Source organism: Sphingomonas sp. PAMC 26605, assembly GCF_000241485.1.
Taxonomy (GTDB): Bacteria; Pseudomonadota; Alphaproteobacteria; order Sphingomonadales; family Sphingomonadaceae; genus Sphingomonas.
Genome location: NZ_JH584241.1, coordinates 710,464 through 732,149, shown reverse-complemented (window position 1 = coordinate 732,149; position 21,686 = coordinate 710,464). Strand labels below are relative to the sequence as shown.

Genomic DNA, 21,686 nt, shown 5'->3' with positions numbered 1-21,686 from the left:
CAGGTAGCGCCTGCGCGAACACCCCGCTAAACACCGGCGCATGACCAACATCCTCCTCACCGGTTCGTCGCGCGGCATCGGCGCCGCGACCCTCACCGCCCTCGAAGCCGCCGGCGCCACCGTCGTCGGCCACGGCACCCGATCGGGCATCCCCGCCGACTTCGCCGACCCCGCCGCGCCGCGCGCGCTGTGGGACGCTGCGCTCGAGCGGTGTAACGGACGCATCGACGTGCTGATCAACAATGCTGGCGTGTTCGAGGCCAATCCGATCGACGCCGAGGATGCGGTCTGGGTCGAGCAATGGGAGCGCACGCTGCGGATCAACCTCACCGCATCGGCCGAACTGTGCCGCTTCGCAGTGCGGCACTGGCAGGAACGCGGGGTCGGCGGTCGGATCGTCAATATCGCCAGCCGCGCCGCCTATCGCGGCGATTCGCCGGCGCACTGGCATTACGCCGCCTCCAAGGCGGGAATGGTGGCGATGACCAAGTCGATCGCACGCGGCTATGCGCGCGAGAACATCCTCGCCTTCGCGGTCTGCCCGGGGTTCACGATGACGGGAATGGCCGAGGACTATCTGTCCAGCCGGGGCGGCGATGCGCTGCTCGCCGACATCCCGCTCGGCCGCGTCGCCGCGCCCGAGGAAGTCGCCGAAGCCGCGCGCTTCCTCGCGCTCACCGCCCCGCCCTCGATGACCGGCGCGGTGCTCGACGTGAACGGCGCGAGCTACGTGCGTTAACGCAGGCCGCGCAACCGCTCGAGATCCTCGGGCCGGTCGATATCGAGCAACTCCGTTTCGGGCGCGATGACGTGCCGCCCCGCACGCACCATGTCGCGCGCGCCCGCGTCGCCCGACAAGCGCAGCAGCGCCTCGAACTGCCCCGTGCCGAACAAAGCGGGCGGGCTGGTGTGGACGCCGTCGCTCGACGCGATCACCACGGCGGGGCCGATCCCGTCGGCCGCGTCGATCAGCCGATAGATATGCGACGCGGTAACGCGCGGCATGTCGGCGAGCGCGACGATCACGCCCGCGCAGCCGATCTCCATCGCCGCGCGAACGCCGAGCTTGACCGAGCCCGACATGCCGTCGTCGGGGTCGTCATTGTGCAACACGGCGTATCCGCGGCTGGCGAAATCGAGCGCGGTTTCCGAACAGACCGCGAAGCGCGCCTTGAACGGAACGTCCTCGAGCGCGGTGACGACATGGAAGGCGAGCGGCTTGCCGAGGAAGATTTGCTGCAGTTTGTCGGCATCGCCGAACCGCTTCGACCGCCCCGCCGCGAGCAGGATCAACGCACAGTCCGCGATCGCAATCATGTCCGTCCCTCCGAGCCAGCATCGATCGTAGCGGATAAACGCGTAATCCGCGCGAATCGCTCCGGCATCTGTCTGAGCGCGCGACCTTTCCGCCGCGGGGTCTGCGCGTCCTGGCGGGTTCGGAGCGCGGTGGTATCGTCAAACTGTCACGCAGCTCCGCCATGGCACTGACGCCAGTGTCGGCACGGAGCAGGGAATTACCATGACGAAGATCACGCGCACGGCGATCGCCGCTTCGCTGCTGCTGGTATCGGGCACCGCGATCGCGCAGACTGGCGCGATGCCGCATCCCGCCCCCGCGTCGCTCTCCCCGCCGATCGTCATCGCGCATCGCGGCGCCAGCGGTTTGCGGCCCGAACATACGATCGCCTCTTACACGCTCGCGATCGAGCAGGGCGCCGACTTCATCGAGCCCGACCTCGTGCCGACCAAGGACAATGTGCTGGTCGCGCGCCACGAGAACGACATCACCGGCACGACCAACGTCGCGCAGCACCCCGAATTCGCCGCCCGCAAGACCACCAAGGTGATCGACGGCGAAAGCCACACCGGCTGGTTCACCGAGGATTTCACACTCGCCGAGCTCAAGACGCTGCGCGCGGTCGAGCGCTTGCCGAAGCTGCGCCCCGCCAACGCGAAATATGACGGCCAGTTCGAGATCCCGACGCTCGCCGAAATCATCGCGCTCGCCAAGGCGCATTCGGTCGGCGGGCGCGTCGTCGGCATCTATCCAGAGACCAAGCATCCGAGCTATTTCGCTGGCATCGGCCATCCGACCGACGCGTTGCTCGTCGCGCAATTGAAGGCGGCGGGCTGGAACAGCCCGAGCGACCCCGTGTTCATCCAGTCGTTCGAGGTCGATAATCTCAAGCGGATCCACACGATGACCGGGCTGCGGCTGATCCAGCTGATGGATGCGACCGGCGGCCCCGCCGACCATGCCGCGCCGAGCTATGCCGCGATGGCGACGCCCGACGGGCTCAAGGCGATCGCGCGCTACGCCTATGGCATCGGCCCCGGTCTGGCGATGATCCAGAACGGCGATGCGCCGCCGACGACGCTCGTCGCCGATGCGCATGCCGCCGGGCTGCGGCTCCACCCCTGGACCTTCCGCGCCGAGAATGTCTTCCTCGCGCCGAGCCTGCAGGTCGGCACCGATCCCGCCGCGCACGGCCGGATCGAGGAGGCGATGCGGCGCTATCTCGCGCTCGGCATTGATGGTTTCTTTACCGATTTTCCCGGAATTGGCGTAACAACGCGTAACGCCCTGAAGGATCATCGATGAAGTACCGCCCGCTGCTTGCCGCCGCCCTGCTCCCGCTGATCGCCGGAGGCTGCATCAGGACCGCCGCCAGCATCGCCACCTTCCCGGTCAAGGCGGGGAGCAAGGCGGTCGACTGGACGACGACGAGCCAGTCCGAGGCCGACCGCAATTACGGACGCAAAATGCGCAAGCAGGAAGCGCGCGAAGGCGCCGACCGCCGCCGCTGGGCGCAGGAATGCCGCAAGCAGCAGCGCGCCGACTGCGACCGCTACGACGGGTATCGCGCGGGAAGCTAAGCCCCGGTCAGGCCCCCAGTACCCGCGCCACCGCGAGCAACACCGCCGGCCGGACCTGCACGCCGACATGGCTGCTGCGCACCTCGACCGATCGCGCTTCGGGATCGTGGCAGATCATCCCGTTGACGAGGCCGTCGCTGCGGCTCCAGATCGCGGTGGTGGGCACCGGCGGGGGCTGCGCGACCAAGGCGCTGTGCGCCATCACGTGCGGCGCGTCGATCCGGTCACCGGTGAAGACTTCGAACGCGCGCCAGACGTTGGTCGCGCGCGGGCTGCCGGCGTAAGGCGCGCTGATCGTCACCACTTCGCGCACCAACTCGGGCCAGCGGTGCGCCGCGAACCGCGCCATGATCCCGCCGAGGCTGACCCCGACCAGCGTCACCGGTTCGCCGCTCGCCGCCGCGAGCGCCGCGATCCGGTCATGCAGATGCGCGCCATCGGTCCCGATCGTGCGCATCCCGATGTTGCGCCCGAGCCCCCACCCCTCGGCGCGATAGCCGAGCGATACGAGGTAGCGCTGCAGGAAAATCCCGGACAGGTCGCTGTTGAACAGCCCCGGGAGCAGCAGGACCGGCCGCCCGTCGCCGCGCGGCCCTTTGGCCAGCTGTGCGCGTGCGCCCAGCAGCGATGCCAGCCCCCAGACGCCGCGCGGCACTTCGAGCGCGAGCAGCGCCTTGGACGGCGGCCTCACGACCCGTCTCGCGCGCGATATCGCGGCGGGGCGAACCAGCCGAGCACGGTCACCGGAAACGGCGTCCACGCGCCGATCCGCACGCCCGCCGCGCGCAGCGCGTCGCCGGTCCAGGCATTGCACGTTTCGATCGCGCTGTAGCGCCCGCGTGCCTGATAGAAAGCGTCGTTGCGCCCATAGCCGGTGCGGTGCCACGCCTGCCGACCCGCGAAGCTCGCGCGAACGAACGCCGCGAGCCGGCGATATTCCTCGGGGCGCAACACCACCGTGCGCGCATCATCGGCGGCGGCGGGCATGGCGACGTGCTCGACATGCAGCACGGTGCGATCGCTGCCGACCGCGGCGCGCAGCACGGTCAGCGGTCTGACGTCGGCCCAGGTCGGTGTCTCGAGATAGAAGGTGCGCTCGCCCCAGCCGATCGCGACATGATCGAATCCCGCATAGCGCGGATCGGCCAGGTCATCGCCCGGCAGCAGATCGCGCCAGTCGACCCCCGCCGCGAGTTTGGGCAGCACGAGATCGGTATGCACGCCGTTGCTCTCGACCAGGATCCGCACCCCGTCGCTTGGTTGCGCCCAGCCGACATTGCGCGGCATCGCGCCGCCCGCCATTCCTGCGGCCCCATAAGCGACCAGCAACAGCATCGCCGCGCCAAGCACGCTTCCTGCCCCGCGAAGAATTCGTTTCATCCGTAAGCATTTCCAGACCAGCCATGGCTGTGATAGCGTTTTGCGATGACCGACGATACGCACGTTCTCGACCGCCCCCCGCCCGGCGCCGCCGCCGATTGGACGATCCCGCAGGATTGGGCGCATTTCAGCGCCGAAGAACACCATGTCTGGGACACCTTGTTCGCGCGCCAGGCGAAATTGCTGCCGGGCCGCGCGTCGGACGCCTATCTACGCGGGCTAGATGTACTCAAGCTGTCTAAACCGGGAATCCCAGATTTCGAGGAACTGTCCGAGCGGCTGATGAAGCTGACCGGCTGGCAGGTCGTTGCGGTGCCGGGGCTGGTGCCCGACGACGTGTTTTTCGACCATATGGCGAACCGCCGCTTCGTCGCGGGCAATTTCATCCGGCGCGCCGATCAGCTCGACTATCTCCAGGAACCCGACGTGTTCCACGACGTGTTCGGACACGTCCCGATGCTCGCTGACCCGGTCTTCGCCGACTATCTCGCGGCGTACGGCCGCGGCGGCCAGCGTGCGCAAGGCTTGGACGCGCTGAAATATCTCGGGCGGCTCTATTGGTACACGGTCGAATTCGGCCTTGTCGCCGAGCCCGAGGGGCTGCGGCTCTACGGCGCGGGGATCGTGTCGAGCTTCGCCGAGAGCCGCTTCGCGCTCGACGATCCGAGCCCCAACCGGATCGCGTTCGATCTCGAGCGCGTGATGCGCACCGAGTACCGGATCGACGATTACCAGCAGAACTATTTCGTGATCCCGAGCTTCGAGGATTTGCTGCGCATGACGGTCGAGACCGATTTCGCGCCACTCTATACCAAGCTCGCCGCAATCGATGACGTGCCCGTTGCGGAAATCCTGCCCGACGACACGCTGCTGACCCGCGGCACCCAGGCGTACGCGCTGGCCAAGGCGCAGTGAGCCGCGCCGAACGCGAGCGCTGGGCGCTCGCCGAGGAACAGTGGCCGACGCTGCAAGCGTTCATGGCCGAGCGGTCGCATATTTTCGGCAGCCTCAAGGCGCTCCATGCCGAGTTGGGCGAGGCGCTCCCTCGACTGAGCTTCGAGCAGCGCGCGGCCATGGCGAGCGAATGCCGCGATTTCCTCCAGGCGTTCAAGACGCGCTACGACGATCGCGAATTTCTGCGCGACGGGTTCGGCGTCCGCGGCGAACTGCCGATCGACGACCGCGGACGCGGTCAGCTTGGGCTCAACCGCGCCAAGGTGATCTACGATTCGCTGCTGAGCTCGCTGCGTCGCGAGGATGCCGCATAACAACCGGCACGACGGCGTCGAAGCGCCGTCACGATACGATTAGCGACGACCGCCCATCGTGCTGCGCACCAGCCGCGAAACCAGCCCCGGCAACCCGCGATAGCTTGCCTTGTGGTACGGCGATTCGGGCGCCAGCGCAGCCGACAGGCGACGATGCGCCTCGGCCAGACCGTGATAGGGCACACCGGGGATGAGGTGATGCAGCGCGTGATAGCGCAAGCCGACCGGCGCCCACAGCACCGGCAGCACGGCCGGCGGGGGCACGTTGACGGTGTCGAGATATTGCGCGGTGACCGTCATCGTCTCGCCCTCGTTTTCCCACAGATGGGCGACCAATGTGCGGACCTGATTGAGGACATAGGTGACCGACAGGATTCCGCCGAAGATCAGCGCCTGGTGCAGCGGCAGCACGCCCGTCCCGATCACGCCGATCAGCACGATCGCCCAAACGCTGCACGCGATCTCGAGCAGCAGCATCTGCCGCGCGACCTCGCCCTCGGGCAGGCGGCGGCGGAACGCAGGGTTGATCGCCAGCGACGAATAGCGCTCGATCAGCGTGCGACGCAGCCCCGGCACGAACAGCGACACGGGGCTCAGCACGCCGAAGCGGAACAGCAGCGCGATCGGCGCGAGCAGCGCGGTGAGGATGAACACCGGCAGCGTCCACGGCTTCATCAGCGCGAGCGGCAGATATTCGGGGTCCTCGACCGTGCCGTAGCGCGTGCGCGCGTGGTGGAGGTTGTGGACGCCTTCGTACATGAAGCTCGGCACCAGCAGCGGCACGCCCGCGATCAGGTTCCAGCCGAGCCGGAAGCCCGGCACCGAGGCATGGCGCATATGCGTGATTTCGTGGATGAAGCTGCCCGCGCGGTACAGGCCGAGGATCGCCACCACCGCAGCGATGAGCCCGAGGGCCAGCGACCCCGTCGTCATTGCGACCGCGAGCCCGGCATAGCCCAGCCCGGCGGAAAGCAGGAAGTCGGTCCAATAGATAGCGGGACGCGGCGCATTGAGATCGCGCGTCAGCTCCGCCACGGTGCGCAGCATCGCGCGATCGTCGGCGATGCTCGACAACGGCACGCGCGGCGCGACGGTTGGCGCCGTAGCGCGCTGATCAAAGGAAATCGAAGCGTTCATGGAGTGAGCCATTGCAAGAAGATAGTGGCTAGATGGTGGCAAAACAGGGGGGAGCCGCGCGATTGCTTGACAGCTGGCGACCGTAGCGGAAAGGGCTCGAACGCTCTCCAAGAGGTGAACTGCCCATGGCTACTGCCCCGCTCTCCATCCGGCCGATCGACAGCAAGGCCGATCGCAAGCGCTTCGTCGATCTGCCTTTTCGGCTCTACGCCAACGACCCAAATTGGGTTCCGCCGCTGAAGGGCGAGGCACTCGGGCTGATCACGCCCGAGAAGAACGGCTGGTTCAGCCACGCCAAGGCGCAGCTCTTTCTCGCCGAGCGCGGCGGCAAGGTCGTCGGGCGGATCTCCGCCCATATCGACACGCTCGCACTGACGATGGATCCGTCCAAGGGCTTCGGTCCGGGGTGCGGGCAATGGGGGCTGTTCGACGCCGAGGACGCGACGATCGCCGCCGCGCTGATCGCCGCAGCCGAGGGCTGGCTGCGCGAGCAAGGCATGACGCGCGCACTCGGGCCGATCAGCATGTCGATCTGGGAAGAACCGGGCCTGCTGGTCGAAGGCTTCGACCATCCGCCGACGATCATGATGGGCCACGCCAAGCCCGAATATCGCAGCTGGATCGAGGCGGCGGGGTATCACAAGGTCAAGGAATTGCTGACCTACGATCTCGACATCACCAAGCCCTTCCCGCCCTTGCTCCAGCGGATCATCGCGTCGGGCGAGAAGAACCCGCGGATCCGCATCCGCAACGTCGACAAGACCAAGTTCGAGGAAGAGGCGGCGATCATCCTCGCGATCCTCAACGACGCCTGGTCGGACAATTGGGGCTTCGTGCCGCTCACCCCGCCCGAGATCAAGGATGTCGGGGTCAAGCTCAAGCCGATCGTGTTCAACGACCTGATCCGCATCGCCGAGCTCGACGGCAAGCCGGTCGCGTTCATGATCGACCTTCCCGACCTCAACGAGGTGATCAAGCCGCTCAAGGGCAATCTCCTCCCGTTCGGCTGGGCCAAGATCCTGCTGTGGCTGCGCAAGCCCAAGGTGCGCACGGTCCGCGTCCCGCTGATGGGGGTGGTCAAGGAATTGCAGGCGTCGCGCATGGCGAGCCAGCTCGCCTTCATGCTGATCCAGTACATCAAGGACGCCTCGGTCGAGCATTACGGCGCGACGCGCGGCGAGATTGGCTGGATCCTCGAGGACAATCAGGGAATGCGCTCGATCGCCGACGCGATCCAGTGCACGATCAACAAGCGCTACTGGATCTACGAAAAGACGCTGTGACACGGAGACGTATGCCGCGCGCCCGGGCGCGCGGCAAACATCGGGTCATCACTGCTTGGCAAGCGGGTCGAACTCGTTCTCCGCGAGCCACGCCGCGCGGGTCTTGCAGGTCTTGTGCGGGATGCGCGAGCCGGTGAATTGCTCGATGACGCAATAGCGGGTTACCCCCGTGCTCGACGCACGCGCGACGGCGTCGGTGGTCTGCGCGGCAACCGGCGCAGCCGGGCGCGCCTCGGCGGCAATGACGGGCGAAGTGGCGATGCTCATTGCGCTCGTGGCGAGTAGCAGAAAGGTGGTCATGGTCAGTCCTCCGCAAAGTTGGCGGGTTCCGCTGGACGGCCCGCAACTGTAGCAGTGCACTAGTCATGCCAAACACTTATCGTGTTGATTGTACTAGATAATGACGTAATCTTTCCCGCAGATGAATGGCCACGAGCGCCAAGGTGCGGTGGAAAATCCCGAATGTCGGCGCGGGTGCTTCAGCGCAGCGTTGCCCAGGTCGGCGCATGGTCGCTCGCCTTCTCGCGCGCCCGATAGTCCTTGTCGACGCCGGCATCGATCAGCCGGTCGGCCGCGATCGGGCTGAGCAGCAGATGATCGATGCGGAACCCCGCGTCGCGCTGCCACGCCCCCGCCTGATAGTCCCAGAAGGTCCACACGCCGCCGCCGGGATGGCGCGTGCGCAGCGCATCGGTCCAGCCCTGCGCGAGCAGCGTGCGGAAGCCCGCGCGGCTCTCGGGCTGCATCAGCGCATCGGTCTGCATCGCGCGGACCGAATAGGTGTCGTCGTCATTGGGGATGACGTTGTAATCGCCTGCCAGCACGACCGGCAGTTCCTCGGCGAGCAAATCGCGCGCACGCTTCGCGAGGCGGTCGATCCAGCGCAGCTTATAATCGAATTTCGGCCCCGGCTGTGGGTTGCCGTTGGGGAGGTAGATCGACGCGACGACCAGGCCGTCGATCTCCGCCTCGAGATAGCGGCTATGCTCGTCCTCGGGCTCGCCCGCCAAACCGCGCTGTCGCTCGACCGGGTCCTGCCCCTTGGCAAGAATCGCGACGCCGTTCCAGCTCTTCTGGCCGTGCCACAGCACGCCATAGCCGGCGTCGCGGATATCGGCCTCGGGAAAGGTCTCGTTGCTGGTCTTCAGTTCCTGCAGGCACACTACGTCGGGCTGCTGCTCGGCGAGATATTCGAGCAGGCGCGGCAGCCGCGCCTTGATCCCGTTGATGTTGTAGGTGACGATCTTCACGTGGCGCAGCCCCTTGTTTGGGGCGGACGTTACACCGAGAAGCTGGAACCGCAACCGCAACCCGACGCAGCCTGCGGGTTGGTCACCTTGAACGCCGCGCCGCCGAGTTCCTCGACATAATCGACCGCGGCACCGCGGACGAGATCGAGGCTGATCGAATCGACCACGAGCCGCACCCCATCCTGCTCGGCGACGGCGTCATCGGCAGCGACCGAATCGGCGAAGCCGAATTTGTACTGGAAGCCCGAACATCCGCCGCCATCGACCGACAGGCGAAGGATCGGCGGCTTGCCCTGCTTCCCTGCGATCATCGCAACGCGAGCGGCGGCGGAGGGCGTAAGCGCGATTTCGGGAGCGAGTGTGGCCATAGCGGGAAGATAGGCCTTGCCGGGCGTAACGGCAACCGGCGCCGGTATCAGTCGGCCGCGGCCGGGCCGCCGACCGAGACCGGGATCGTGTTGATCGTCTTGTCCTGCGCCGCGACGAGATAGTCGGCGGTCTGCAGGAACGGCACCGGATTGACCGCATGCCCGTCGATCCGGACCTCGTAATGCAGATGCGGGCCGGTCGACCGCCCGGTCGACCCCATCAGCGCGATGAGCTGCCCGCGATGTACGCGAGTCCCCGATTCGACGAGGATCTTGGAAAGATGGCCGTAGCGCGTCTGGATGCCCTTGCCGTGATCGAGCTCGACCATGTTGCCATAGCCGCCCGCGCGCTCGGCGCGATCGACGAGGCCGTCGGCGGTGGCGTAGACCGGCGTGCCGACCGGGCCGGGAATGTCGACGCCGGCATGCATCGCCGCGGTGCCGCGGAATGGATCCGAGCGGATCCCGTAATTGCTGGTGTAGGCGAGATGCGCCACCGGCTGGGCCGAGGGGATCGCGATCACGCCCTGCTGGAGCGTGTCGAGCTTCTTCCACGTCATGAACAGCGAGCGGAATTGCGTGTCGGCGCGCAGATCGGCCTCGGTCGCGGCGCTGTCGGCGGCTTCGAACGGGCCGCCCATCGCCGGCTGCTTCGCCACGATCCGCGCCGGATTGAGCCCGAGGCTGCGGACATGCGCGACGGCCTTGGCGAAGCGCTGATCGACGACGCGGCGCGCCTGGACGGCGACGGCAACCTGCTGCTGCTCGACCTTCTTCAATGGAGCGACGACATCGGCGGCGAGCGCATCGGCCTTGGGGTCGATCGTCGGGATCGGCTTGGTCAGCGCGGCGACGTCGCCCTTGCCCGAGACGACCGCGACGAGCAGCGCCTGGCGCTGGTCGATCCGTGCGGCATGCGCCTGCGCGACGGCCTTGATCGTCGCGACATCGGCCTGCATCTTGCTGACGCGGACGCGCAGCTGCGCGACCTTGGCGTCGGGCGAAAGCGGGGCATCGACGATGCCGCTCATCGCCGCGGCGCCGACCGCCGCCTGCGCCACGCCGTACGCCGAGAAGCACAGCGTCACACCCGCGACACCTGCCATCATCGCCTGCGCACGGCCACCCAGGCTAAAGCGCTTGAGGTCCCGTCCGTCGTGGAAGATAAAGTCGCGAGTCTTGAAATAGGCCTTCACGCGCGACACCAGCCGCGCACCAGACTCGATCGAAATTCGGTTCATTGGACCCCGGCGATCAATTGCGTTTGCCGGATAATGCCAGCGCCCGCCCCACTTTCGATCCGGGGACAACCCCCTGCTCCCGGACGCGCAGTGTGTGACCGATAGCGCGCCTGTCACGCAAGGGCGCGCTACGCCCGTCGCGGCCAAGCGGCAGATGGTTACGGCGAACCGTTGAGCAGAGTGTAAATATACTGATAGCATCGACAGATGCGCGGGAACCTTCACGCGATTGCGCGAACCACCTCGAGCACTTCGGCGACATGGCCGGGTACGCGCACCTTGCGCCAGGCGCGCATGAGCACGCCGTTCGCGTCGAACAGGAAGGTCGCGCGCTCGATCCCCATATAGCTCTTGCCGTACAGCTGCTTTTCGACCCACACCCCGAACGCATCGAGCACGACGGCGTCCTCGTCGCTCGCGAGCGGTACGCTCAGATCATATTTGGCGATGAATTTTTGATGCTTGGCGGGCGTGTCGCGCGACACGCCGAGGACATCGGCACCGAGCGCCGCGAACGCGGCCTGCTGCGCGCTGAAGTCCTGCGCTTCGCGGGTGCATCCGCTGGTATCGTCCTTGGGATAGAAATACAGCACGAGGATCCGCCCGGCGCGGTCGCGCAAATTCGTGCGCGTACCGTCGGGCAGGACAAGGTCGAGGTTGGGCAGCGTATCCCCTACGGTCATCGTCGTCATGGCGTCGGTTCCTCCACGTGGCTGAGCCAGGCCGACACCTCCTGCCGCGTCGCATCGAGCGAGGCAACCACTGCGGGCCAATCCGCCATGCCGAGCGCCTGCGCGACGAGCGCCTGCGTCGCCGGCCCCGGCGCACGCGCGTCGGGCGCGACCAGCCGCAGCGTGACGAGCAGGCGCGTCAACAGATCGTGCGCGGCGAGCATCGCCGCCGGGGCCAACCCGGCTGCCACCAGCGACTCGATCGCGCGGCGTAGATTGGGATCGAGCCCCTGCCCGCTTTGCAGTTGCACCATGTGCACCGCGAATTCGAGATCGACGAGCCCGCCCGGCAGCAGCTTGGCGTCGAGCGGCCCGAGCGCGGGCTTGTGCGCTGCCATGTCGGCGCGCATCTTGGTCCCCTCGGCGACCACATCGCGCAGGGGCCGATCGCCGCGCAGCACTGCGCCGATGATCGCGGTGACCGCAGCATCCGCCTCCGCGCTGCCGAACACGCAGCGCGCGCGGGCGAGCGCCATATGCTCCCAGGTCCAGGCGCTTTCGCGCTGGTAGCGCGCGAAGCCGTCGAGCGAGACGCTGAGCGGCCCCTGCGTCCCCGACGGCCGCAAGCGCGTGTCGATCTCGTACAGCGGCCCCGATGCCGTCGGCACCGACAAGGCCGCGCTGACCCGCTGCGCCAGCCGATTGTAATAGAGGACGGCGCCGAGCGGCTTCGCGCCATCGGACTCGGCGAGATAATCGCCGGTAAAGAGATAGATCAGATCGAGATCCGACGCGTGCGTCAGCGCCCCGCCCCCCATTCGCCCAAGCGCCAAGATGACCAGTTCGCTTTCCGGCACGCGGCCATGCGACGCGGCGAATTCGGCGGTCGTCGCGGCGGCGAGCACGCGGATCGCGGCCTCGGCGACGCGCGCATAGCCCGCCGAGACGACGAGCGGATCGGCGACGCCGGCGATGATCTGCGTGCCCAGCGCAAAGCGCTTCTCGCCGACGATCCGCCGGACATGATCGAGCTGTAGCTGGTAATCGGCGCCGCCGGTCATCTCTTGTGCCAGCGTCGCGATATCGCCGACCGGGTCGAGCGCGGTCGAGTCGATCAGCCCGTCGATCAGTTCGGGCCGCCGCGCGAGATCCTCGGCGAGCGTCTCGGCATGGCTCAGGATCAAGCCGAGCAGCCGCGCGAGCGCCGGCCGCGCCTCGAGCAGCCGGAAGAAATTGACCGCGCTCGACAGCCGCGCGAGCATCCGGTCGAGCCGCGCGATCGCCCCTTGCGGATCGGGCGAACCGCCGAGCGCGGCGATCACGCCGGGCAGCACCGCCTCGAGCGCGGCGCGCGCCGCGGGGCTGCGCAACGCGGGATAGCTGCCGCCGCGCCATTGCTCGATCCGCTGCGCGGCTAGCTTGCTCTCGACAAAACCCGCTTGCGCCAATTGCGTATCGAGCCGGTCGCGCTCGAACGACAGAGCGTCGCCTTCGTCGGGATCGAGCGCATCGTAGCTGCGCGCCGTCGCCACGACCGGCGGACGCAACAGGTCGAGCAACGCGCCAGCATCGGCGAGCCCGTGGAGCTGCGCCACATGGTCGAGCGCCGCGCCGGTCGGCAGTTCGTGCGTCTGGCGATCCTCGATCATCTGGACGCGGTGTTCGATCGTGCGCAGCAGCGTATAGGCTTCGCTCAGCGCCTTGGCTTCGGCCGGGTCCACCCACCCCGCCGCGGCCAGCGCCGCGAGCGCGCCGCGCGTATCGGCGACGCGGAGCGCGGGATCGCGGCCGCCATGGATCAGCTGGTGGATCTGGGTGAAGAATTCGACCTCGCGAATCCCGCCGCGCCCGCGCTTGAGATCATACCCCGGTCCGAACGCCTGCCCCTGCGCATAATGATCGCGGATGCGCCGGGAGATTCCGCGGATCTCCCCGATCGCACCGAAATCGAGCGCGCGGCGCCACACGAACGGCTGAATCGCGCCGAGAAACCGCTCCCCCAGCGCGACGTCGCCCGCCACCGCACGCGCGCGGATGAAGGCGGCTCGCTCCCATGGCAAGGCGAGCGATTCGTAATAGGAGATCGCCGCATCGACCGACAGCGCGATCGGCGTGATTTCGGGCGAGGGGCGCAACCGCAGATCGACACGCAGCACATAGCCGTCACCGTCGCGCGCCTGCAGGATCTCGACGACACGCTTGGCGATCCGCACCGCGGCCTCCTCGGGTGCCTCGCGCGGGCGATGCGGCAGCGTCGCCGGGTCGAACAGCAGGATCGGGTCGATATCGGAGGAATAGTTGAGCTCGTGGCTGCCCTGCTTGCCGAGCGCGATCGCGGTGAAGCCGAGCGGCGCGGCGCCCGGCGTGCGTTCCTCGATCGCGGTCCTGATCGCGGTGTCGAGCGCGTGATCAGCGAAATCGGACAGGCTGTACGTGACGGTGGTGAGATCGTCGCACCCGGCGAGATCGCCGATCGCGACACGGAGCGCGAGCCGTCGGCGTTCGAGCCGCAACCGCCGCGCGGGCGGCATCGTCGCGTCCAAGATCGCGAGCGTCGAGACGGCGGGCAGTTCACCGCTCGACAGCGTCCGGGCAAGCTCGGGCTCGCGATCGAGCAGCAGCGCGAGGAACGGCGAGAACGCACGAGCCCGCTCGACCGCGGCAACAACCTGTTGATGGGAAAGCACGTCGGGCATCCTAGCGATCGTACTTAGGGAGGAGACGGGGACACATGCCACGCAACCAACGCTGACGTCGACCGTTGATGCGATATGTCAATACCGCTTGCCTTGATTGGACAGAATCTGCCCGATTCGGCGTACACCGTCGCGGCCCCGCGCCGGTGCGACGCGATATCGGCGACGCTGCGCGCGGCGTATGCGCAACGGCTCGACGAGAGCGACAATTTTGCGGATCTGATCGCAGCGTTGAACACGATCGACGATCGCACGCCGCGCCGCTGAGCAAGCGCGGCGCGCGGTTCAGCGACGCTCGCGGCTCAATTCGTCGACTTCGCCCATGATCGTGTCGAGCGCCGACATGCCCGGTTCGTTGCTGTGCGTGCGGCGCGACGCGAGCGAATTGTCGCTCATCACCGCTTCCAGCGCGACTCGGCCACGCGCGACACGGCTCTTGATCGTGCCGACCGCGACGCCACAGATCTCCGCGGCCTCCTCATATGCGAATCCGCCGGCACCGACGAGGATCAGCGCCTCGCGCTGCGGCTGCGGCAGATGCAGCAACGCGCGCTGCATGTCGCCGAGCTCGACATGCTTGTCCTGGCTCGCCGGCGCGGCGAGGATCCGATCCGCGACCAGATCGTCCCACTCGCCCTTGAAGCGCGACCGGCGCATCTGGCTGAGATAGAGGTTGCGCAGGATGATGAATGTCCAGGCGCGCATGTTGGTGCCGGCCTGAAAACGCAATCGCGCGGCCCACGCCTTCATCAGCGTCTCCTGGACGAGATCGTCGGCGAGGTCGCGATTGCCCGAGAGCGACCGACCGAAGGCGCGCAGATGCGGAATGACCTGCGCCAGCTGCGCCTTGAATTCCGGGTCGGAGAGCGGGACGTGCTCCACCACGGCGTCAGGCGCATCATCTTCGTCGTGGTCGATCGCGTCGGTCATGTAATCCAGTCTCAGTTGTGCGAAGCGCAAATGGGGTCGCGGGACGGCAATGTCCAACGTGAGCGGCTAGACGGCTTTATCGTTGGGAAAAAAGCAGCAGAACGGCGAACAGTACGATGATCAGGCCAAGCGATATGCCGAGAACATAGCGCGTGACATGCGGCGTCGAGCCTGCACGCGCGTCCTGCTTGCTCAGCTCGATCTTATCGTCGTCGGCCATCCGCGCTCCCCGATCCTTGGTGTCGTTGTGGTTCCGTATCGTATGGAACCCAACACCCGGGGGCGCGGATGGGTTCCCTCAGACCGCTGGAACGGTCGCCTGGTCGAAGAACAGCGCCTGCGCGATCGCCGCCTTGACGGTCGAACGCTGGAACGGCTTGGTGATGAGGAAGGTCGGCTCGGGGCGTTCGCCGGTCAGCAAGCGCTCGGGGAAGGCCGTGATGAAGATCACCGGAACCTCGAACTCGGCAAGGATGTCCTTGACCGCGTCGATCCCCGAACTGTCGTCGGCGAGCTGGATATCGGCGAGGACCAGGCCAGGACGATCTTCCATCGCCAGCGCCACGGCTTCGTCGCGCGTCACGGCGACGCCGGTCACGTCGTGGCCGAGGTCGCGTACGATCGTCTCGATGTCCATCGCGATGATCGGCTCATCCTCGATGATCAGCACGCGCGCGCGCGTCTGCTTCTCGATCTCGGCGAGCGCTTCGCTCACCAGCGTCTCGACTTCGCTCCGATCGACGTCGATCAGATAGGCCGCGTCTTCGGGGGTGAAACCCTCCATCGCGGTGAGCAGCAGCGCCTGGCGCGACAAGGGGGTCATCCGCGCGAGACGCGCGCGCGCGATCGATTCCTGGCCGTCGGAATCGCCCGCGCTCATATTCTCGGGGGTTTCGTCGTAATTGGTCGAGGTCCAGATCGCCTGGAACATCCGATACAAGCCCAACCGCGGATCCACTTCGCGTGGAAATTCGTCGGGCGCGGCAACGATCGCCTCGAGCGTCGCCCGGACGTACCGGTCGCCATGCGTCTGGCTCCCGGTCAGCGCGCGACCATAGCGGCGCAGAAAGGGAAGATGGGGGGCAAGCTGCTGTCCTAGCGACATGACTGTCGGGGTCTCCCTGAGGTAATATATGGGGACCTTGTGGAAGCGGCCCCCCGGCAATGCAACGCGTTTTCGCACCCCGAAATATGCGGAATTTAAATCGCGTCGAGTGCGGAACCAACGAAGCCCTATTTGGTTTCATGCTGGAACATCGATCGTTGCGATTGTCCGACAGGCGATCTAAACGCGGTCGTTACGGTACCACATCAACTCGACCGGGTCTTCCGGTGTGACCCAGGGGGACGACATTGCGTTCGGGCGACGAATCTTCAAAAAAGCCGATTGCGGCGCGAACGTCCAATTCGGGCGCGAAGGTTCAGAGCAAGGACCGCGATATGGGTGCGGCGCTACGGACGGTGTATCAACGCACCGTCGAGGAGACGATTCCGCCCGAGATGCTCGACCTGCTGGGTAAGCTGGACTAGCCTTGCATGAACGACATCGCTGGCGACACCGCCCCCTCGATTGAATCCGGGCGGTCCGGTGGCGTCCTCGACCGGATCCCCACCGGGGCGAAGGTCTTCCTCATTCTCGGCATCTGCCTGCTGCCGCTGGCGATCATCGCGTTTTTCGCGACGGTCCGCACCGCGCAGCTCGCCGACGACGCGACGCGCGCGCAGATGCAGGTCAATGCCACCGAAAGCGCCCGCAAGCTCGCGATCGAACTCGTCGGCGACATGACCGCGCTGCGGGTTTCGCTCAACGCGCTCGAAATCGATCCGGGCGACGCGCCGAGTTGTGCACGCGCGCAAGGCGTGTTCGCGCCGCAAGCTGTCACCGGCACGCGCTTCGTCATCACCGACGCGCGCGGCCGCGTCATCTGCGGCGAATCTCTGCCGACAGGCACCGCGCCTGCGCGGCCGAAACCCGGCACCGCGATCGCCGCGCGCCTGATCCCGGGCCAGGGGCTGACGCTGTCGACCACGAGCACCAGCGGCCGCACCAGCGCCGCCGCCTTCTTCCCGACGCGCGTGCTCGCGGCGACCGCCGCACCGAGCAACGCGCCGCAGCCCTATGAAGCGCAACTCGTGCTCGATCGCGACACGGTCGTCCTCCACGCGCTGCCGCCCCGCACCGCGCTCGAACGCCGGGCGACGATCAACACCGTCATTGGGGTCGGCGCGGTCGTGCTGACGACCGAGGTACAGCGCGCGCCGATCACCTCGCCGGTGCTGGTGGCCTTGTTGCTGCCGATCATCATGTGGGCGGCGGCGGCCGGGATCAGCTGGTTCGTCGTCGATCGGCTGCTGATCCGGTCGCTCCGGCAATTGCGTACGCGCGTGGCGAATTTCGTGCCTGGCGAGGAAATCGATCCCGGCGCGATGCAGACCTTGCCCGCACAGGAAATCCGCGAACTTGGCGAGACGTTCCGCGCGATCAGCCGCACCGTGGCCGAGCATGAAGCCGGCCTCGCCGAGGGACTGGTCCGCCAGACCAAGCTGACGCGCGAGGTGCATCACCGCGTCAAGAACAACCTTCAGGTGATCTCGAGCCTGATCAACTTCCATGCCCGCGCCGCGCGCAGCGTCGAGGCGACGCAGGCCTATGCCTCGATCCAGCGGCGCGTCGATGCGCTTGCCGTGGTGCACCGCAACCATTTCGCCGAGCTCGAGGAAAATCGCGGTCTGTCGTTGCGCTCGGTGCTCGGGGAACTCGCCGCGAACATCCGCGCGACCGCGCCCGAGGACGCGCCGATCGCGATCCAGCTCGACATCGCCCCCTTCCTCGCCAATCAGGACGTCGCGATCGCGATCGCCTTTCTGCTCACCGAGATCGTCGAACTCGCGATGACGGTAAATCCAACAGCGAACTTGCGCATCTCGATCGCGCCCGCCGACGTCGCCGATCGTGCGGTGCTGCGCATCAATTCGCCCGCGCTGGTCGATAACGACCGGATGCGCGTCCTCGTGGCGGAACGCTACGGTCGCGTGATCGAAGGGTTGTCGCGGCAGTTGCGCTCGAAGCTGCATTACGATCCGATGGTCGGCGCCTATGAAATCGCAGTCGCGGTGACGGGACGCGATTGATCGGTCGCTTCGCGAAAAAAATGCGCTCGGGCATTTTTTGCGGGAACCGATCTCGGCGAAACCCGTTTTACTCTTCGGATAGCGAATTTATGCCCCCCCGCTCTCGCTATCCAAGACATGGGCCCGGAAACGCTACCCTCCCCCCCCCGGTAGCGTTTCCGGGCCCAATTATTTTTCCGCCGCCCGCATCGAATGCCGGCCGTCCCGTTAGGGTTGCGGAACGATTTTAGGCATCGATCATTGGAGCGAAGAGGCAACCGGCTGACCGCTGGGCCCGCACCTTTCAGGAGTAACATCATGCGTAAAGTCACCTCGTTCGCCGTCATTGCCGCCGCGCTGCTCGTCGGCGCGTGCAACACCGTCGAAGGCGTCGGCAAGGACGTCCGCTCGGCCGGCGACACGGTTGCCAAGACCGCCGACAGCTCGAAGTAACCGGCGGCGCTCAGCGCCATAGTGAAAGGGCTGCTCCCGAACCTCGGGAGCAGCCCTTTTTGCTGCGCGGCGTTCGTGTGGTCAGCTCTCGACGAGTTCGGTCGATGCCTGCTTGACGCGCTTGCGCTCGGTGAACCAGATCGCGATCAGCGCCAGCTCGTACAGCGCCACCAGCGGCACCGCGAGCATGATCATCGAGCCCGCATCGGGTGGGGCCAGCACGAGCGCGAGCGCGAAGCAGCCGACGATCGCATAGCGCCGCCCGCTCACCAATTGTTTGCGCGTGACGAGCCCGGCACGTTCGACCAGCATCAGCAGAATAGGCATCAGGAAGGCGAGCCCGAACGCGAACAGGAACTGCATCACGAAATCGAGATAGCTCGCGACCGAGGTCAGCGCCTCTTGCTGCACCCCGCCAAGATTGCCCTGGAAGCTCAGGAAGAAATGCAGCGCCGAGGGGATCGCGACGAAATAGGCCATCGCTGCGCCGATCACGAACAGCACCGGCGTCGCGAACAGAAACGGCAGCAGCGCGCGCTTTTCCTTGGTGTAGAGCCCCGGCGAGACGAACGCCCAGAGCTGATTGGCAATTACCGGGAAGGCGATCATCAGCGCCGCGAACAGCGCCACTTTGAGCTGGACGAAGAAGCCGTCGAACACGCCGACGGTGACGATCCTGGTCTGCCCAGCCAGCAGCAACGGGTGGACGAGCACAGTGAAGATCTCGCGCGAATAGATGTAGGTCGCGATGAACACGACCAGCACCGAAACGATGCAGAAGAACAGCCGCTTGCGCAGTTCGACCAGGTGATCGAGCAGCGGCGCGCGGCTGGCTTCGAGATCGTCGACGGGTGCGTTCACGGATGCGCCTTGGGTTCGGGCTCGGCAGGATGCGGCGCTTCGGCATGTGCACCGGGGCCGGCGGGTTCGGCAATGACAGGCGGCGCCGTCAGCGCCGGGGTCTCGACCATCATCGGCGGGGCGTCGCCCTCGGTGCCATCATAGCCGACATCGGTTTGCGCACCCGATTCGAGATGCGCGTGCCCCGAGAGCGCAGCGCGTTGCGATGGCTCAGGCGGATGTTCGCGCATGATCCGCTCATTCTCCGCCGCCCATTTCTTTTCCATTTCCTGGAGCTCGGCCTCGCGCACCATCGTGTCGAAGCCCGAGCGGAACTGGTTGGCGACGCCGCGCACCTTCCCCATCCAGTGCCCGGCGAAACGCATCGCCTTGGGCAAATCCTTTGGGGGAATCACCAGCAGGGCGACGACGCCCAGGAGGATCACTTCGGACGATGCGACATCGAACATGGCAGCGCGGTGCCGCTGATCAGACTTCGGTGTCGCGGATGCGATTGCCGTCGCGGTCGAACACGGGGTCCGCCGACGCCTTGGCCTCGATCCGGCTCGGCTCGCGTTTCGGCTCGTCGTCCTCGGCCATGCCCTTCTTGAACGACTTGATGCCCTTGGCGACGTCACCCATCATGTTCGAGAAACGGCCGCCGCCCAGGACGAGGATCGCGATCCCGCCGAAGATCAGCCAGTGTACAATACTCAAACCACCCATGATCGGTCTCCTAAGGTCATCCCTATCTAGTCCTCCTCGTCGGAAACTTCCACCTCCGCGTCGGAGTCGATCCGCTCGAAGGCGAGATCGACCGGGTCGAGCAGCCCCGCCGCGCGCAGATCATCGATCCCCGGCAGGTCGCGCCGGCTCGCCAATCCGAAATGCGCGAGGAATTCGGGGGTGGTCGCATAGAGCAGCGGCCGCCCCGGCACCTCGCGCCGCCCGGCGGGCCTGATCCAGCCCGCTTCCATCAATACGTCCAGCGTGCCCTTCGAGATGCCGACGCCGCGAATTGCCTCGATTTCGGCGCGCGTCGTCGGCTCGTGATAGGCGATGATCGCGAGCGTCTCGATCCCGGCGCGGCTGAGTTTACGCGGTTCCTCGTGCGTGCGGCGCAGCAGATGCGCCATGTCGGGCGCGGTCTGGAAATGCCAGCGCTCGCCGCGCTTGACGAGCTCGATCCCGCGCCCGGCATAATCGGCCTGGAGCGCCGCGAGCGCGGGCCGTACCTCGACGCCTTCGAGATGCGTGCGGATCGCGTCGGCGGTCATCGGTTCGGTCGCGGCGAACAGGACGGCTTCGACCGCGCGGACGATCGGGTCCGGCGCGCTCATGCCCGCTCTGCCGCCGGCGTACGAAGATAGAGCGGCGCGAAGGGCGATTGCTGGCGGAGCTCGGCCCTGCCCTGCTTGGCGAGCTCGAGCGCGGCGACGAAGCTCGAGGCGAGCGCCGATTTGCGGAACACGCCCGTCGCCGCCGGCGGCAGGAAGGTCTCGATCGTCCGCCATTCCAGCGTGATGCCGAGCAGCCGCCCGACGCGCTCGAGCGCGGCCTCGAGCGTCATCACCTCGCGCTGCGCGACGACGTGCATGACGGGGCGCGTGCGCGCCGTGATGACGCCGTAGGCGGCGATGAGATCGTAGATCTCGGCCTGCCACAGCGCCTTGCGCTGCGTGCGCAAGCCTTCGGGCGCGCCGCGCGGAAAGACGTCACGGCCGATCCGGTCGCGCGCGACGAGCCGCGCACCGGCCTCGCGCATCGCGCTGAGGCGTTCGAGGCGGAGCTGCAGGCGCAGCGCAAGGTCTTCGGGGTTGGGTTCGACCTCGGGATCGCGCGGCAGCAGCAGCCCCGATTTGAGGTAAGCGAGCCACGCCGCCATCACGAGATAATCCGCCGCGAGCTCGAGCTTGATCGCGCGCGCCTGCTCGACGAAGCGGAGATACTGGTCGACCAAAGCGAGGATCGAGATCGCTTTCAGATCGACCTTCTGGTTGCGCGCAAGCGCGAGCAGGACGTCGAGCGGGCCTTCCCAGCCGTCGAGGTCGAGCGTGAGGGTTGCTGGGTCGTCGGTCATTGCGGTGACGCTAGCAAATCGCCGAGAGCGCGAGAACCATCTCAATCCTCCCCCGGGAACCGGGGGAGGGGGACCGCCAGCCTCTTTCAGGCTGGTGGTGG

At 66.9% G+C, this 21,686-nt stretch carries 28 protein-coding genes; 10 read left to right on the top strand and 18 right to left on the bottom strand.

Annotated elements, in window-relative coordinates:
* Positions 1 to 40 precede the first annotated feature (40 nt).
* Complete coding sequence (locus RH90_RS03205) at positions 41 to 739, top strand: SDR family NAD(P)-dependent oxidoreductase (RefSeq protein WP_010183846.1); 699 nt, start codon at positions 41 to 43, stop codon at positions 737 to 739.
* Here RH90_RS03205 and RH90_RS03200 read toward each other — a convergent pair.
* Positions 736 to 1,317 carry a nucleotidyltransferase family protein gene (locus RH90_RS03200; protein ID WP_010183845.1) on the bottom strand — a complete coding sequence of 194 codons (582 nt, stop codon included), beginning with the start codon at positions 1,315 to 1,317 and terminating at the stop codon, positions 736 to 738. The two genes, RH90_RS03205 and RH90_RS03200, sit on opposite strands and share 4 nt — an antisense overlap.
* 202 nt (positions 1,318 to 1,519) lie before the next feature.
* Between RH90_RS03200 and RH90_RS03195 the strand changes: the two genes are divergently transcribed.
* Both RH90_RS03195 and RH90_RS03190 read left to right on the top strand, forming a co-directional pair.
* Complete coding sequence (locus tag RH90_RS03195) at positions 1,520 to 2,602, top strand: glycerophosphodiester phosphodiesterase family protein (RefSeq protein ID WP_010183844.1); 1,083 nt, start codon at positions 1,520 to 1,522, stop codon at positions 2,600 to 2,602.
* Positions 2,599 to 2,877 (top strand): hypothetical protein, encoded by a 279-nt coding sequence (locus RH90_RS03190; RefSeq protein ID WP_010183843.1) that lies wholly within the window; start codon positions 2,599 to 2,601, stop codon positions 2,875 to 2,877. Before RH90_RS03195 ends, RH90_RS03190 begins: the two co-directional genes overlap by 4 nt.
* Before the next feature lie 7 nt (positions 2,878 to 2,884).
* On the opposite strand, the gene RH90_RS03185 is transcribed toward RH90_RS03190, so the two are convergent.
* Complete coding sequence (locus RH90_RS03185; RefSeq protein WP_010183842.1) at positions 2,885 to 3,568, bottom strand: esterase/lipase family protein; 684 nt, start codon at positions 3,566 to 3,568, stop codon at positions 2,885 to 2,887.
* Positions 3,565 to 4,257, bottom strand: coding sequence for a TIGR02117 family protein (locus RH90_RS03180; protein WP_037492610.1), 693 nt, complete (start codon positions 4,255 to 4,257; stop codon positions 3,565 to 3,567). The genes RH90_RS03185 and RH90_RS03180 overlap by 4 nt, the downstream gene beginning before the upstream one ends.
* Before the next feature lie 45 nt (positions 4,258 to 4,302).
* On the opposite strand from RH90_RS03180, the gene phhA reads away from it, so the two are divergent.
* Positions 4,303 to 5,172, top strand: a complete 870-nt coding sequence (gene phhA / locus RH90_RS03175; protein WP_010183840.1) for a phenylalanine 4-monooxygenase — start codon at positions 4,303 to 4,305, stop codon at positions 5,170 to 5,172.
* Complete coding sequence (locus RH90_RS03170; RefSeq protein WP_010183839.1) at positions 5,169 to 5,525, top strand: hypothetical protein; 357 nt, start codon at positions 5,169 to 5,171, stop codon at positions 5,523 to 5,525. Before phhA ends, RH90_RS03170 begins: the two co-directional genes overlap by 4 nt.
* Positions 5,526 to 5,564: 39 nt before the next feature.
* Here RH90_RS03170 and RH90_RS03165 read toward each other — a convergent pair whose 3' ends face one another.
* Complete coding sequence (locus RH90_RS03165) at positions 5,565 to 6,662, bottom strand: fatty acid desaturase family protein (protein ID WP_010183838.1); 1,098 nt, start codon at positions 6,660 to 6,662, stop codon at positions 5,565 to 5,567.
* 125 nt (positions 6,663 to 6,787) lie between these two features.
* Here RH90_RS03165 and RH90_RS03160 point away from each other — a divergent pair, with 125 nt between their 5' ends.
* Positions 6,788 to 7,945: a hypothetical protein gene (locus tag RH90_RS03160; RefSeq protein WP_010183837.1), complete on the top strand. Its 1,158-nt coding sequence runs from the start codon at positions 6,788 to 6,790 to the stop codon at positions 7,943 to 7,945.
* A 48-nt stretch (positions 7,946 to 7,993) separates the two neighbouring features.
* On the opposite strand, the gene RH90_RS03155 is transcribed toward RH90_RS03160, so the two are convergent.
* The 6 genes from RH90_RS03155 to RH90_RS03130 form a co-directional block, all read right to left on the bottom strand.
* On the bottom strand, positions 7,994 to 8,245 hold the full coding sequence (locus RH90_RS03155; protein WP_010183836.1) for a hypothetical protein: 252 nt from the start codon (positions 8,243 to 8,245) through the stop codon (positions 7,994 to 7,996).
* Positions 8,246 to 8,424: 179 nt separating this feature from the next.
* Complete coding sequence (xth, locus tag RH90_RS03150) at positions 8,425 to 9,195, bottom strand: exodeoxyribonuclease III (protein WP_010183835.1); 771 nt, start codon at positions 9,193 to 9,195, stop codon at positions 8,425 to 8,427.
* Between the two features lie 29 nt (positions 9,196 to 9,224).
* A complete protein-coding gene (gene erpA, locus RH90_RS03145; protein WP_010183833.1) occupies positions 9,225 to 9,563 on the bottom strand; it encodes an iron-sulfur cluster insertion protein ErpA in 339 nt (112 codons plus the stop codon).
* A gap of 47 nt (positions 9,564 to 9,610) precedes the next feature.
* Positions 9,611 to 10,804 (bottom strand): M23 family metallopeptidase, encoded by a 1,194-nt coding sequence (locus RH90_RS03140; protein WP_010183832.1) that lies wholly within the window; start codon positions 10,802 to 10,804, stop codon positions 9,611 to 9,613.
* 221 nt (positions 10,805 to 11,025) lie between these two features.
* A complete protein-coding gene (locus RH90_RS03135) occupies positions 11,026 to 11,496 on the bottom strand; it encodes a peroxiredoxin (protein WP_010183831.1) in 471 nt (156 codons plus the stop codon).
* Positions 11,493 to 14,171, bottom strand: a complete 2,679-nt coding sequence (locus tag RH90_RS03130) for a [glutamate--ammonia-ligase] adenylyltransferase (RefSeq protein ID WP_010183830.1) — start codon at positions 14,169 to 14,171, stop codon at positions 11,493 to 11,495. The genes RH90_RS03135 and RH90_RS03130 overlap by 4 nt, the downstream gene beginning before the upstream one ends.
* A 75-nt stretch (positions 14,172 to 14,246) precedes the next feature.
* Here RH90_RS03130 and RH90_RS23305 point away from each other — a divergent pair, with 75 nt between their 5' ends.
* Positions 14,247 to 14,438 (top strand): hypothetical protein, encoded by a 192-nt coding sequence (locus RH90_RS23305; RefSeq protein ID WP_157134509.1) that lies wholly within the window; start codon positions 14,247 to 14,249, stop codon positions 14,436 to 14,438.
* Positions 14,439 to 14,456: 18 nt separating this feature from the next.
* Here the strand turns inward: RH90_RS23305 and RH90_RS03125 are convergent, their stop codons facing one another.
* From RH90_RS03125 to RH90_RS03115, 3 genes are all read right to left on the bottom strand, one after another.
* Positions 14,457 to 15,101 carry a sigma-70 family RNA polymerase sigma factor gene (locus tag RH90_RS03125; protein WP_010183829.1) on the bottom strand — a complete coding sequence of 215 codons (645 nt, stop codon included), beginning with the start codon at positions 15,099 to 15,101 and terminating at the stop codon, positions 14,457 to 14,459.
* Between the two features lie 76 nt (positions 15,102 to 15,177).
* The gene (locus RH90_RS23880; RefSeq protein WP_010183827.1) at positions 15,178 to 15,321 is read right to left on the bottom strand and encodes a hypothetical protein; all 144 of its coding nucleotides are present in this window, start codon (positions 15,319 to 15,321) and stop codon (positions 15,178 to 15,180) included.
* Between the two features lie 78 nt (positions 15,322 to 15,399).
* A complete protein-coding gene (locus tag RH90_RS03115; RefSeq protein ID WP_010183826.1) occupies positions 15,400 to 16,206 on the bottom strand; it encodes a response regulator in 807 nt (268 codons plus the stop codon).
* 248 nt (positions 16,207 to 16,454) lie between these two features.
* Here RH90_RS03115 and RH90_RS24195 point away from each other — a divergent pair, with 248 nt between their 5' ends.
* The 3 genes from RH90_RS24195 (at position 16,455) to RH90_RS03105 (ending at position 18,665) form a co-directional block, all read left to right on the top strand.
* Positions 16,455 to 16,631, top strand: coding sequence for a NepR family anti-sigma factor (locus RH90_RS24195; protein WP_157134508.1), 177 nt, complete (start codon positions 16,455 to 16,457; stop codon positions 16,629 to 16,631).
* A 6-nt stretch (positions 16,632 to 16,637) separates the two neighbouring features.
* Entirely contained in the window at positions 16,638 to 18,233 is a 1,596-nt protein-coding gene (locus RH90_RS03110) for a sensor histidine kinase (RefSeq protein WP_010183825.1), read from the top strand.
* A gap of 297 nt (positions 18,234 to 18,530) precedes the next feature.
* On the top strand, positions 18,531 to 18,665 hold the full coding sequence (locus tag RH90_RS03105) for an entericidin A/B family lipoprotein (RefSeq protein WP_010183824.1): 135 nt from the start codon (positions 18,531 to 18,533) through the stop codon (positions 18,663 to 18,665).
* An 81-nt stretch (positions 18,666 to 18,746) separates the two neighbouring features.
* Here RH90_RS03105 and tatC read toward each other — a convergent pair whose 3' ends face one another.
* Genes tatC through RH90_RS03080 form a run of 5 tightly spaced genes read right to left on the bottom strand, consistent with a single transcriptional unit; the run spans position 18,747 to position 21,585 of the window.
* On the bottom strand, positions 18,747 to 19,526 hold the full coding sequence (tatC, locus tag RH90_RS03100; protein ID WP_010183823.1) for a twin-arginine translocase subunit TatC: 780 nt from the start codon (positions 19,524 to 19,526) through the stop codon (positions 18,747 to 18,749).
* On the bottom strand, positions 19,523 to 19,975 hold the full coding sequence (gene tatB, locus RH90_RS23295) for a Sec-independent protein translocase protein TatB (RefSeq protein ID WP_010183822.1): 453 nt from the start codon (positions 19,973 to 19,975) through the stop codon (positions 19,523 to 19,525). Before tatB ends, tatC begins: the two co-directional genes overlap by 4 nt.
* A gap of 19 nt (positions 19,976 to 19,994) precedes the next feature.
* Complete coding sequence (locus RH90_RS03090) at positions 19,995 to 20,231, bottom strand: twin-arginine translocase TatA/TatE family subunit (RefSeq protein WP_010183821.1); 237 nt, start codon at positions 20,229 to 20,231, stop codon at positions 19,995 to 19,997.
* A 26-nt stretch (positions 20,232 to 20,257) separates the two neighbouring features.
* Positions 20,258 to 20,845: an SMC-Scp complex subunit ScpB gene (gene scpB / locus RH90_RS03085; protein ID WP_010183820.1), complete on the bottom strand. Its 588-nt coding sequence runs from the start codon at positions 20,843 to 20,845 to the stop codon at positions 20,258 to 20,260.
* A complete protein-coding gene (locus RH90_RS03080; protein ID WP_010183819.1) occupies positions 20,842 to 21,585 on the bottom strand; it encodes a segregation and condensation protein A in 744 nt (247 codons plus the stop codon). Before RH90_RS03080 ends, scpB begins: the two co-directional genes overlap by 4 nt.
* Positions 21,586 to 21,686: the final 101 nt, after the last annotated feature.